Below are 12,195 nucleotides of genomic sequence, written 5' to 3'. Positions count from 1 at the left end.
CGGTCTCCTGGTGGGGATTGCGGATGGCCCAGGCGCTCGGCAACTTCACGTGAGGTTTCACGAGACCGCTTCCCGATGGTTGATTCCATCCCTACGCGCCAGTCGCAGTCCACCGGGATCGTACCAACATCGGAGGGACTGTGGCGGAGGTCTCAGAATACGGAACAGCCGGTCCGGTTTCATGGGATATGTCCGTTCCTCTGCAACGCCGTTGTTTCGGCGAAATGAAGCCGCCACAATTCCCGAAACAGTCCCGCAGGAATTCCCCGGGGAGCCGTCGGAAGCGATTTGCGGAACGTCGGACGCATCCGATCGAATGGCGCTCGAACGGCCCCGGGAAACCCCCGGATGCCGTACCGGAAATGCACACCAGCGCACCCCCACCCACGGGGCGGCGGAGAATTCGGGGGTCATGCCTCATGGCAGCGGTCGACACAGTCCCAGTCCGCGCGGCCGGGCCCGCGACCCCCGCGGCCCCGGGCCTGCTCCGCCGGCTCCTGCGGGACCGGGTCGGTGCCGCCGCGCTGGCCGTCGTACTGCTGTTCCTGCTGCTCGCCGCAGCGGCCCCGCTGATCGCCGCGCTGTACGGGCGGAATCCGGTCGAGCACTACGGCCAGAACACTCCGGGTCTGCTCAGTGACGGCGGCCTGCCGATGCTGCCGAACGGCGGGATCTCCGGCGACTTCTGGTTCGGCCTGGAGCCCGGACTCGGCCGGGACGTCCTCACCCAGCTGCTCTACGGCATCCGCACCTCGCTGCTGATCGCTCTCGCCGCCGCCACCGTGACCACCGCCCTGGGCGTCCTGGCCGGTGTCGCGGTCGGCAGTCTCGGCGGAATCGCGGACCGGCTGTTCGGATTCCTCGCCAATGTTCTGCTGGCCTTTCCGACGCTGCTCCTGCTGCTCGCGCTCAGCCCGGTCGTCGAGTCCCGACTGGTCGATCCGGGCACTGCGGAACCGGAGTGGATGCAGTTCCTGGTGCTGGTCCTGGTTTTCTCCGCGTTCGGCTGGATTCCGCTCGCGCTTTCCCTGCGGGCCGCCGTGCGCTCGCTCCGGGAAAGGGATTTCGTGCAGTCCGCCCGGGCCCAGGGCGCGAGCCGCTTCCACGTCGTCGTCCACGAACTGCTGCCGAACGTCCGGTCACAGCTCCTGGTGCACGCCACCATGGCGGTGCCGACGTACGTCGCCTCCGAGGCCGCGCTGTCCTTCCTCGGCGTCGGCGTCACCGAGCCCGTCCCGGACTGGGGGCGGATGATCTCGCGCGGCTCCGAGGTCTTCCGGGCCGACCCGACGTACCTGGCCTTCCCCGGGGTGGCACTGCTGCTGTTCGTGATCGCCTTCAACCTGCTCGGCGACGCCGTCCGGGACGCGCTGGACCCGCGCTCCGGCACCCGCTGAGCGATCCGCGCACCCTGCTCCGCCTTTCCTTTCTGTTCCTTTCTGTTCCTTTCTGTTCCTTTCTGTTCCGTTCGCACCCTTCCGTCCGTTTCCGTTCGTCACCCGAACCCTCCCGGCGCGATCCGCCGGGGCGAGGAGAGATTCGCCATGCGCTGGACCCGACCGTCCCTCGCCGTCATCGCCACCGCCCTGCTGGCGACCTCCTGCTCGGCCGGCGCGGGCAGCACCGGCTCCGCCGGCACCGGGGCCTCCGCCAAGGAGACCTCCCCGCTGACCGCCGCACTCGGCACCGAGCAGGAGAGCGCCGGCCCCGCCCCCGCCGTCCCGGGCGCCCGTGCGGGCGGCACGGTCAACGTGTACAACAGCGTCGAGTTCCGCCACCTCGACCCGCAGAAGGTCTACGCCGGGGCCACCTACAACGCCTCCCTGCTCTGGGGGCGCCAACTGACGCAGTATCAGGTCATCGACGGCAAGGCCAAGTTGGTCGGCGACCTGGCCACCGACACCGGCACCCCGGCCGACGGCGGGCGCACCTGGACGTACCGGCTCAAGCAGGGCGTGGCCTGGGAGGACGGCAAGCCGATCACCGCCCAGGACGTCAAGTACGGCATCGAGCGCACCTTCGGCAAGGGCTACGAGGTCGGCCCGCCCTACTGGCCGCAGTGGCTCACCGGCGCGGCCGACTACCAGGCGGCGCGGGCCGCGTACGAGGGCCCGCAGGACGGCGACCTGGCCGCGATCGAGACGCCGGACGAGCGCACCGTCGTCTTCCACTTCCCGCAGCCGCAGGCCGACGTGCCGTACATGGCCGCGCAGTCCTCCTCCTCACCGGTGCGCCGGGACAAGGACACCGGGACGGCCTACGACCGGCAGCCGTTCGCCACCGGCCCGTACCGGATCGTCGAGCACGTCCAGAACACCCGCATGGTGCTGGAGCGCAATCCGGCCTGGAAGCCCGAGACCGACCCGATCCGCAACCAGTACCCGGAGCGGTTCGTCTTCACGTACGGCAAGGAGGCGCTCAACCTCAACCAGGAGATCCTCTCCGGACGGGACGGCGGCGCCGACGCCACCACGGCCGCAGACACCCTCTCCCCCGAGCTGTACCAGACGACCGACACCGATCCGAAGGCCCGCGAGCTGGTCGTCTCCGGCCGGCAGGGCGCCTTCGTCACCCAGCTGGTGATCAACAACGAGCGGGTGCCGGACGTCGAGGTCCGCAAGGCGCTGCACCTGGCCTACCCGCGCCAGCAGGCCCGCCAGGTCCAGGGCGGCGCCCGCACCGGCGAACTCGCCACCACGCTCAGCTCGCCCGCGCTGATCGACTGGCAGAAGTACGACCTGTACCCGGCCAGGCCCGAGGGCGACCCGGAGGCGGCCAGGGCCGAGCTCGCCAAGGCCAAGGGGGCCCCGGGCAGCCTGACCTACGCGTACAGGAACACGCCGAACGGGCAGCGCGTCGCACAGGTGCTGGTCGACGGCTTCGCCAAGGCGGGGATCACCGTCGTGCCCAAGCCGATCGACCCCAAGGCCTTCCTGGACGAGGTGCACCGCGCCGACTCCCCGTACGACCTGTTCGAGGAGACCTCGTCGGTCGACTGGCCCACGCCGTCCACGCTGGTCCCGTTCTCCTTCGACGGGCGCGCCGGCGGCGACATCAACTCCGCGCGCTACCGCAATCCGGCGGTGGACGCGGAGATCGACCGGATCAACCGGATCGGCGAGCCGCGCGCCAAGGCCAAGGAGCTGTACGCGCTGGAGCAGACGGTGATGAAGGACGTGCCGGTGCTGCCGTTCGCCTACCCGACCGTCAGCCAGCTGCACGGCAGCAACCTCGGCGGGGCGTTCATCCACCCGATCTACGGGACGGTGTCGCTGGCGTGGCTGTACCTGAAGTCCTGAAGCCCTGAAGCCTGAAGGCCTCAAGTCCTGAGGTCTTGAGGCCTTCAGGCCTTGAGGTCCCGCCGCCTCCCACCCCTGCCACCACCCCTCCCCCGGATCGGCCATGCTCTCCTTCGTCCTGCGGCGGACCGCCCAGGCCCTCGCCGTCCTGGTCGCGGTCTCCGCCGCCGCCTTCGCCCTCTTCTACGCCGCGCCCGCCGACCCGGCCCGCGCCGCCTGCGGTCCGCGCTGCGACAGCGGGCAGGTCGCAGCGGTGCGCCGGAGCATGGGCCTGGACCAGCCGCTCGTCGCCCAGTACACCGACTACCTGGCCGGGATCGTCGCCGGCCGGGACATCGACGACGTGGACGGCTCGACCATCCGCTGCTCCGCACCCTGCCTCGGCTACTCCTACCGGCTGCACCAGCCGGTCAGCGAGGCCCTGGCCGACCACCTGCCGGTCACCTTCTCGCTGACCGCCGGGGCCCTGGCCGTCCTGCTGGTGCTCGGCCTCGGCACCGGATTCGTCTCCGCGCTGCGGCACGGACGGCGGACCGACCGGCTGCTCTCCGGCTTCACCCTGGTCGGCGCCAGCGTGCAGATCTACTTCCTCGGGTACGTCGCGCAGTGGCTCCTGGTCTACTCCACCGGCCTGCTGCCGCTGCCCTCCTACACCCCGCCGGGCGAGGACCCGGCGGCCTGGGCGGGCGGGATGCTGCTCCCCTGGATCGTCCTCGGCTTCGTCAACTCGGCCGTCTTCGCACGGCTTTCGCGCTCGCAGCTGCTGGAGACGATGAACGAGGAGTACGTCCGCACGGCCCGCGGCAAGGGGCTCGGGCGGCTGCGCGCCCACCTCAAGTACACCTCGCGCGGCGCCGCCGGGCCGCTGGTGCAGTTGCTCGGACTGGAGGCCGGAGCGCTGCTCGGCGGGGCGGTGATCACCGAGACGGTGTTCGGGCTGAACGGGGTCGGGCGGTTCGCCGCGCAGGCCGTCGCCGGGCAGGACCTGCCCGCCGTCGTCGGCGCGGTGCTGCTGGCCGCCTGCTTCGTGGTGCTGTTCGTCGCGCTGGCCGACCTCGCGGTGGCCTGGCTCGACCCGCGTGTCCGGCTGAGCTGAGGGGAACGGTTCGATGAAGTCCACTGCCACGAGGGTCGCCGGCGCGAGGTCCGCCGGCGCGGCCACTGCCACTGCCCCTGCCGCCGTCACGGGTGTCGGCGCCGACGGTGCCGTGCCGGGTCTCGACGGGAGCACGGCGGAGCCGGTGCTGAGCGTCCGCGACCTGACCGTCAGCTTCGCCGACCCGCGCGGCGGCCCGCCGGTGACCGCCGTCCAAGGGCTGTCCTTCGACCTCGCCCCGGGTGAAGTCCTGGGCCTGGTCGGCGAATCGGGCTCGGGCAAGTCGACGGTCGGCCTCGCCGTCCTCGGTCTGCACGACCCGCGCACCACCACCGTCTCCGGTTCGATCCGGCTGGGCGGACAGGAGTTGGTCGGTGCCGGGGAGGCGACGCTGCGCGCGGTGCGGGGCGGCCGAGCCGCCCTGGTCTTTCAGGACGCGCTCACCTCGCTCAGCCCCTTCCACGGTGTCGGCGCCCAACTCGCCGAGGCGTACCGCCTGCACCACCCCGGGGCGGGCCGCGCCGAAGCCCGTCAGCGGGCGGTCGAGATGCTCGACCGGGTCGGCATCCCGGCGGCCCGGTTGCGCGACCACCCGCACCGGTTCTCGGGCGGGATGCGACAACGCGTGATGATCGCGATGGCGCTGATGAACGACCCGCAGCTGCTGATCGCCGACGAGCCGACCACCGCCCTGGACGCCCGCGTCCAACGGCAGGTCCTCGACTTGCTGGGCGAGTTGCAGCGCGAGCACGGCACCGCGGTGCTGCTGGTCAGCCACGACCTGGGCGTGGTGGCCGGCACGACGGACCGCACACTGGTGCTGCGCGGCGGCGTCCGGGTCGAGTCCGCGCCGACCGCCGACCTGCTGGCCGCACCGCGCGAGCCGTACACCCGGGCGCTGGTGGGAGCGGCGCTCCGCCTCGACTCCGTGCCCGGCACGGCTCTGCCGACAGTCGACGACCCGTCACCTCGGCGGTCTTTCCGGCCGAGGGCCGTCGAGCGGCCCGCGCGGTGGCTGGTCGAGGTGGACGACCTCACCGTGCACTTCCCCGGGCGGCGGCGCCTCCCCGGCCTGCGGGCCGAGCCGCTCCGGGCGGTCGAGGGCGTGGGCCTGCGGATCGCGCCCGGCGAGACGGTCGGCCTGGTCGGCGAGTCGGGCTCCGGCAAGTCCACCACCTCGCGGGTCCTGGCCGGCCTGCAACGGCCCACCGGTGGACGGGTCTCGTACGACGGCCGGGACGTCACCCGCCCGGACCGGGAGCTGCGGCGCCGCCTCGGCCGCGAGATCCAGCTGGTCTTCCAGGACCCGTACGCCTCGCTCAATCCGCGCCGCACCGTCGCCCAGACGCTCGACACCCCGCTGCGCCTGCACACCCCGCTGACCGCGCCCGAACGGCGGGAGCGCTCCGCCGAACTGCTGGAGCAGGTCGGGCTGGAGGCCGCGCACCTGGACCGCTACCCGCACGAGTTCTCCGGCGGGCAGCGCCAGCGGATCGGCATCGCCCGGGCCCTGGCGCCCCGGCCGCGGCTGATCATCGCGGACGAGCCGGTCTCGGCGCTCGACGTGTCGGTGCAGGCGCAGGTGCTCAACCTGTTGATGGAGCTGCGCGAACGCCTCGGCGTGGCCTTCCTGTTCGTCTCCCACGACCTGGCCGTGGTCCGGCACTTCTGCGACCGGGTGGCGGTGATGCACGGGGGCCGGCTGGTGGAGTCCACCGACCGGGACCGGCTGTTCGCCGCGCCGCACACCGACTACACCCGGGAGCTGCTGGCGTCGGCGCACTGAGGGCGCGCCTCCCCGACCGGCCCGGGGCCCGGCAGGGGAGGCGGCGGGGACACGGGGGTGGAGGCGACGGGGACACGGGAGCGACGGAGACACGGGGGCGGCAGGGACACGGGTGGAGGCGGCGGCAAAAGGGTTGGCACGATCGCCGGCGGGTGGATCATGATCCAGCCCTGTCAGGTCCGACCGGAGAGCAAGGTGTGACGAACATGGTGAACACGACGAATGCGGCGGACCCGGCGAGCGGCAACGGGGCGCCCGTGGACGAGGAGCTCGTCGCGGCGGCGCTGGAGGTGGCGCGGCGGTACGCGCGGGGTGACAACCACACCGTGGCGGCGGCCGGGCGCAATGCCGACGGACGGATCGTCACCGCCCTGAACGCCTACCACTTCACCGGCGGGCCGTGCGCAGAGCTGGTGCTCATCGGCACGGCGGCCGGGCAGGGGGCGTACGAGCTCAACACCGTCGTGGCGGTCGGCGACCGGGAGCGCGGGGTGATCCCGCCGTGCGGGCGCTGCCGCCAGGTGCTGCTGGACTACTTCCCGGAGGTGCGGATCGTCGTCGGGCAGGGGGCCGACCTGCGTACCGTTCCGGTGGCGGACCTGCTGCCGGAGACGTACGTCTGGGCCGACCACCAGGTCGACTGAGACCTGCGGGCACGGGGCGGACCGGCCCTGCGTTCGCCCTTCGTTCGGCTGCGCGAGCGCGACCCGAGGCGTTAGCGTGCAGGCGATGTGACGTAGGAGACCCAGGAACCGCCAGCCGAGGGGACACATTGTCGGACGACCTTCTCATCGCAAAGATCAACCACGGCTTCGACCACCTCGACGCCGACGGCGACGGCCTCATCACCGAACGGGACCACGTCCTGATGGGCCACTCGGTGGCCCGCTCGCTCGGGCACCAAGAGGGCTCGGAGGCGGAAGCCGTCATCGTCCGCGCCTACCTGACGATCTGGCACGACCTGCACCTCGCCCGGCTGCCCGCCGGCACCGAGGCGATCACCCGGCAGCAGTTCGTCGTCTCGACCGGCTCGCTCGTCGACGACCCCGAGGCCGCCCGGGACATCCTCGGGGCACTCGCCGAGGCCTTCCTCGCCGTCGCCGACGCCGACCGCAGCGGAACGGTGGACGCCGGCGAGTTCTTCGTCTTCCAGCGCGGCCACTTCGCCGGCCTGTGCCGCGACGACGCCGACGAGGCCTTCCGCCACCTCGACACCGACGGCGACGGCGTGCTGTCCGCGACCGAGTTCACCAACGCGATCATCGAGTACTGGACCAGCCGCGACCCCGACGCACCCGGCAACTGGTGGACGGGGAAGCCCCCGCACGCCTTCTGAGCCGGGCCTCGGCCCCGCACCTCCGACCTGCACGAACCGGGGCCGCCCCCGCGAGCCGGAAGCTCGGGGGCGGCCCCGCGACCGTCACCCCGACGGCGGGCCGTCACCTCACCGGCGCGCGGACACCCCCTTCGCCGGAGACGTCGACGACGGACCGCGCCGCCGGCTGACGCTCACCACCAGGCAGACGCCCACGACCACGATCGCCCCGCCCGCCAGGGTGGGGCCGGTCAGCGGCTCGGCCAGGATCAGCCAGCCCAGCAGCACGGCGACCACCGGGTTCACGTACGCGTAGGTGGCGACCAGTGTCAGTGGCGCCGAGCGCAGCAGCCAGGCGTACGCGGTGAAGGCGAGCAGCGAGCCGAACAGCACCAGGTAGGCGAGCGCCAGCCAGGAGCGGCCGGAGACGGCCGCCGGGTCCAGCCCGTGCTGCTCGCCGCGGACCAGGCCGATCAGCAGATCGCAGAGGCCGCCGGCCAGCATCTGGTAGGCGCTCGCGGCCAGCACGTTGCCCGGCATCGGGACCTTCTTGCTCGCGAACGAGCCGGACGCCCAGAGCAGCGTGGCGCAGATGATCAGCATCACGCCGAGCGGCTCGACGGACCCGCCGATCGCCGGGGCCGAGAGCACCCCGAGGCCGACCAGCCCGAGCAGCACACCGACGAGCTCGGCCGGCTTCGGGCGCTCGCCGCCGAAGGCCGTCAGCACCACCATCCACAGCGGGACGGCGGCCACCAGCAGGGCCGCCAGGCCGGACGGGACCGAGGTCTCGCCCAGGACCACCAGTCCGTTCCCGCCGGTCAGCAGCAGCACGCCGACCAGCGCGGAGGAGGCCAGCTGGCGCCCGCTCACCTTCAGCCCGGCCGGGCCCTGACGCACCAGCAGGTAGCCGGTCAGCAGGAGTCCTGCCACGAGGAAGCGGGCGGCGGCGGAGAGGAAGGAGGGCATCGTCTCCACCGCGATCCGGATCGCCAGGTAGGTCGAGCCCCAGACGACGTAGACCACGGCGAGCGCGAGCCAGACCGCGCCGCCCAGGCGGGCGGCGGGGCGGGCGTCCTTGATCAGGGAGGGGACGACGGCGTCGTTGACCGGGGTGGGGATGGCGTCGGACGGCGGGTCGGGGGTGGTGGCCGGTTGCGAGGAAGCGGGCGGTGTCATGTGTGTCCCCCTTGAATGGTGCTGGCCGAACATCCGATATGACAGCGCATCGACGGCCCGGTGCGCCAGTCGGTATCACGAATCGGACCGGAGCACGTACCGTGGGCGCTCCCCAGCCAGGAGGTCGAACCCGTGTCCGCATCCGACGAGGACCTGCCCTTCTTCGTCTACGGAACCCTGCGCAGCGGCGGCCGCAACCACGCGGTGCACCTGGCCGGACGCTGTGCGGACATCCGCCCGGCGGTACTGGAGGGCGCCGCGCTGCACGCGGGCCCCGGCTTCCCGTACGCGCTGCTCGATGCGACGCCCGGGCGCCGGATCCTGGGCGAGCTGATCACCGTACGCCCGGGCGCGTACGCCGGAGCGCTGGCAGACCTGGACGTGCTGGAGGAGTGCCGGGCGGACGGAACCGGACTGTACGTGCGGCGGCGGCTGGCGGTGCGGACGGCGGCCGGCGGGTCGCGGGACGCCTGGGTCTACCTCGCCGGGCCGGCCGTGGCGGCGCGGCTCCGGGAGCGGCCGACGCTGATCGCGTCGGGGGACTGGGCGGACAGGTGACAGGTGACAGGTGACAGCTTTCAGGTTTCAGCGAACAGAGTTTGAAAGCTGTCAGCTGTTCTCCGTTGCCCGCCGGCAGTCGGCTGACCCCCCGGACCCGCCCGGATACCGCCAGGTAGGCTGCCCCGACCAGCAGGATCGCTGGACCCAGGACCGAATGACGAGGAGCCACCCGGTGCCCGAGCTGCCACCCCCGATCACCGTCGTCGGGATCGGGGCCGACGGCTGGCCCGGCCTCGCCGCCACCTCCCGGGCCGCGCTGCGGGACGCCGAGGTGGTCGTCGGCGGCCCCCGCCAACTGGACCTCCTCCCCGCGGACGACGTCACCGCCGAGCGCGTCCCCTGGCCGTCCCCGCTGCGCCCCGCCGTCCCCGCCCTGTTCGCCGCCCACGCCGACCGCCGCGTCGCCGTCCTGGCCAGCGGTGACCCGATGTTCTACGGCATCGGCCGCACCCTCGCCGAGACCCTCGGCGCCGAGCGGCTGCGCGTCCTGCCGCACCCCTCCTCCGTCTCCCACGCCTGCGCCCGGCTCGGCTGGCCGCTGGAGGCGACCGAGGTGGTCAGCCTGGTCGGCCGCCCGCTGGACACCCTCGCGCTCACACTCCACCCCGGCCGCCGCCTGCTGGTGCTCAGCGCCGACGCCGCCACCCCGGCCGCCGTCGCCGCGCTGCTCACCGCGCGCGGCTACGGAACCGCCCGACTGCGGGTCCTCGAACAGCTCGGCTCCCCCGCCGAACGGCACCTGGACGGCCCGGCCGACGGCTGGCCGCACCTGCCCGGCGACGCACTGAACCTCATCGCCGTCGACCTCGGCGACGGCCCCCGCAGCTCCCTCGTCCCCGGCCTGCCCGACACCGCGTACGAGAGCGACGGACAGCTCACCAAGCGCCACGTCCGCGCCGCCACCCTCGCCACGCTCGCCCCCTCCCCCGGCGAGCTGCTCTGGGACGTCGGCGGCGGCTCGGGCTCGATCGCAATCGAGTGGCTGCGCGCCCACCGCGACTGCCAGGCCGTCAGCGTCGAGCGCGACCCGGTGCGCGCCGAGCGGATCACCCGCAACGCCGCCGCGCTCGGCGTGCCCCGACTGCGCGTGGTGACCGGCCGCGCCCCCGCCGCGCTCACCGGACTCCCCACCCCCGACGCCGTGTTCATCGGCGGCGGCCTCACCGCGCCCGGCCTGCTGGACGGTTGCTGGGCCGCACTGCGCCCGGGCGGCCGACTGGTCGCCAACACCGTGACCCTGGAGTCCGAGGCGCTGCTCACCGAGTGGTACCGGCGGCACGGCGGCGAGCTCGTCAAACTGGCCGTCGCCCACGCCGTCCCGGTGGGCGGCTTCACCGGCTGGCGCCAGGCCATGCCGGTCACCCAGTGGTCCGCCGTCAAACCCGAACCCGGCACGCCCAACACCCGCCAGGAGGAAGCCTCGTGACCGTCTACTTCATCGGAGCCGGCCCGGGTGCCGCCGACCTGATCACCTTGCGCGCCCAGCGGCTCCTGACCCGCGCCGAGGTCTGCCTGTACGCCGGCAGCCTCGTCCCGGAGGAGCTCCTGGCCGAGTGCCCGACCGGCGCCCGCCTGGTCGACACCGCCAACCTGACCCTGGACATGATCATCGACGAGATGACCAGCGCGTTCGACCAGGGCAAGGACGTGGCCCGGCTGCACTCCGGCGACCCGTCCGTCTTCTCCGCGGTCGCCGAGCAGATGCGCCGCCTGGACGCGGTGGGCATCCCGTACGAGGTCGTCCCCGGCGTGCCCGCCTTCGCCGCCGCCGCAGCCGCGCTGAAGCGGGAGTTGACCGTGCCGACCGTCGGCCAGACCGTCATCCTCACCCGGATCGCCAAGCGCGCCACGCCCATGCCCGAGGGCGAGGACCTCGCCACCCTCGGCCGCAGCGGCGCCCTGCTGGTGCTGCACCTGGCCGCCGGGTACGTGGACGACGTGGTCGAGCAGCTGCTCCCGCACTACGGCGCCGACTGCCCGGCCGCCGTCGTCGCGATGGCCAGCCGCCCGGACGAGCTGGTGCTGCGCGGCACCGTCGGCGACATCGCCGGACAGGTCAAGGCGGCGGGCGTGGTCCGCACCGCCGTCATCATCGTCGGCCGGACGCTGGCCGCCGAGCAGTTCCGCGACAGCCACCTCTACTCGGCGGACCGCGAGCGGCCGCACGAGCCCTGCGGGTCGTGATGCGCCACCTGCTCGTCCTCGGCGGGACGACCGAGGGCCGGGAGCTGGCCGCCGCCCTGGACGGCCGACCGGCCCTGCGGGTCACCAGCTCGCTGGCCGGCCGGGTCGCCAACCCCCGGCTGCCCGCCGGGGAGGTGCGGATCGGCGGGTTCGGCGGCCCGGAGGGTCTGGCCGACTGGCTGCGCGCCGAGCGGGTGGACGCCGTCGTCGACGCCACCCACCCGTTCGCGGCCGGCATGTCGCAGAACGCGGCCCTCGCGGCGGCCGCCACCGGCGTACCGCTGCTGGTGCTCCGCCGCCCCGGCTTCACACCCGTGGAGGGGGACCGCTGGCTCCCCGTCCCCTCGCTCGCCGCGGCGGCCGACCTGCTGCCGCGGCGCGGTCAGCGGGTCCTGCTCACCACCGGACGGCAGGGCATCGCCGCCTTCGCCCACGTCGACGGGGTGCACTTCATCGCCCGCTCGGTCGACCCGCCCGAGCCGCCGCTGCCGCCCTCCTTCGAAGTCCTGCTGGACCGCGGCCCGTTCACGGTCCAGGGCGAGGAGGCGCTGTTGCGCGCGCACCGCATCGACGTCCTGGTCACCAAGGACAGCGGCGGCGCCGCGACCGCGCCCAAGCTGACCGCCGCCCGCGGGCTCCGGCTGCCCGTCGTCATCGTGGAGCGCCCTCCGGTGCCGGACGGCGTGCCGGTCGTTCCGGACGTCGCGGGCGCGGTGCACTGGCTGGAGCAGCTCGGCTGAGTCCGGTCCGTGGAAAAAGCCGGGCGGCGGCGCCG

Annotated in this window: 11 protein-coding genes and 1 riboswitch; of the genes, 10 read left to right on the top strand and 1 reads right to left on the bottom strand. The window is 73.4% G+C overall.

The window, feature by feature from the left end; translation table 11 throughout:
- Positions 1–19: 19 nt before the first annotated feature.
- A riboswitch (ZMP/ZTP riboswitch) is annotated at positions 20–116 on the bottom strand.
- A gap of 303 nt (positions 117–419) precedes the next feature.
- From ACZ7KX_RS06075 to ACZ7KX_RS06050, 6 genes are all read left to right on the top strand, one after another.
- Entirely contained in the window at positions 420–1,397 is a 978-nt protein-coding gene (locus ACZ7KX_RS06075) for an ABC transporter permease (RefSeq protein ID WP_470325509.1), read from the top strand.
- Between the two features lie 147 nt (positions 1,398–1,544).
- On the top strand, positions 1,545–3,299 hold the full coding sequence (locus tag ACZ7KX_RS06070; protein WP_470325508.1) for an ABC transporter substrate-binding protein: 1,755 nt from the start codon (positions 1,545–1,547) through the stop codon (positions 3,297–3,299).
- 103 nt (positions 3,300–3,402) lie between these two features.
- Positions 3,403–4,395 carry an ABC transporter permease gene (locus ACZ7KX_RS06065; RefSeq protein ID WP_470325507.1) on the top strand — a complete coding sequence of 331 codons (993 nt, stop codon included), beginning with the start codon at positions 3,403–3,405 and terminating at the stop codon, positions 4,393–4,395.
- A 13-nt stretch (positions 4,396–4,408) separates the two neighbouring features.
- Positions 4,409–6,181, top strand: coding sequence for a dipeptide ABC transporter ATP-binding protein (locus ACZ7KX_RS06060; protein ID WP_470325506.1), 1,773 nt, complete (start codon positions 4,409–4,411; stop codon positions 6,179–6,181).
- 206 nt (positions 6,182–6,387) lie between these two features.
- Entirely contained in the window at positions 6,388–6,825 is a 438-nt protein-coding gene (locus tag ACZ7KX_RS06055) for a cytidine deaminase family protein (RefSeq protein ID WP_470325505.1), read from the top strand.
- A 128-nt stretch (positions 6,826–6,953) separates the two neighbouring features.
- Complete coding sequence (locus ACZ7KX_RS06050) at positions 6,954–7,517, top strand: EF-hand domain-containing protein (protein WP_350524208.1); 564 nt, start codon at positions 6,954–6,956, stop codon at positions 7,515–7,517.
- Between the two features lie 108 nt (positions 7,518–7,625).
- Here ACZ7KX_RS06050 and ACZ7KX_RS06045 read toward each other — a convergent pair whose 3' ends face one another.
- Positions 7,626–8,675 carry an EamA family transporter gene (locus ACZ7KX_RS06045; RefSeq protein ID WP_470325504.1) on the bottom strand — a complete coding sequence of 350 codons (1,050 nt, stop codon included), beginning with the start codon at positions 8,673–8,675 and terminating at the stop codon, positions 7,626–7,628.
- Positions 8,676–8,807: 132 nt separating this feature from the next.
- Here ACZ7KX_RS06045 and ACZ7KX_RS06040 point away from each other — a divergent pair, with 132 nt between their 5' ends.
- The 4 genes from ACZ7KX_RS06040 (at position 8,808) to ACZ7KX_RS06025 (ending at position 12,160) form a co-directional block, all read left to right on the top strand.
- The gene (locus ACZ7KX_RS06040) at positions 8,808–9,233 is read left to right on the top strand and encodes a gamma-glutamylcyclotransferase family protein (RefSeq protein ID WP_470325503.1); all 426 of its coding nucleotides are present in this window, start codon (positions 8,808–8,810) and stop codon (positions 9,231–9,233) included.
- Positions 9,234–9,390: 157 nt separating this feature from the next.
- On the top strand, positions 9,391–10,662 hold the full coding sequence (gene cbiE, locus ACZ7KX_RS06035; protein WP_470325502.1) for a precorrin-6y C5,15-methyltransferase (decarboxylating) subunit CbiE: 1,272 nt from the start codon (positions 9,391–9,393) through the stop codon (positions 10,660–10,662).
- Entirely contained in the window at positions 10,659–11,420 is a 762-nt protein-coding gene (gene cobM / locus ACZ7KX_RS06030) for a precorrin-4 C(11)-methyltransferase (protein ID WP_470325501.1), read from the top strand. The genes cbiE and cobM overlap by 4 nt, the downstream gene beginning before the upstream one ends.
- Positions 11,420–12,160: a cobalt-precorrin-6A reductase gene (locus ACZ7KX_RS06025; protein WP_470325568.1), complete on the top strand. Its 741-nt coding sequence runs from the start codon at positions 11,420–11,422 to the stop codon at positions 12,158–12,160. Before cobM ends, ACZ7KX_RS06025 begins: the two co-directional genes overlap by 1 nt.
- Positions 12,161–12,195: the final 35 nt, after the last annotated feature.

The organism is Kitasatospora sp. NPDC038210 (assembly GCF_055600605.1).
The sequence above is the reverse complement of the archived record's forward strand: the minus strand, read 5'-3'. Positions and strand labels throughout refer to the sequence as shown.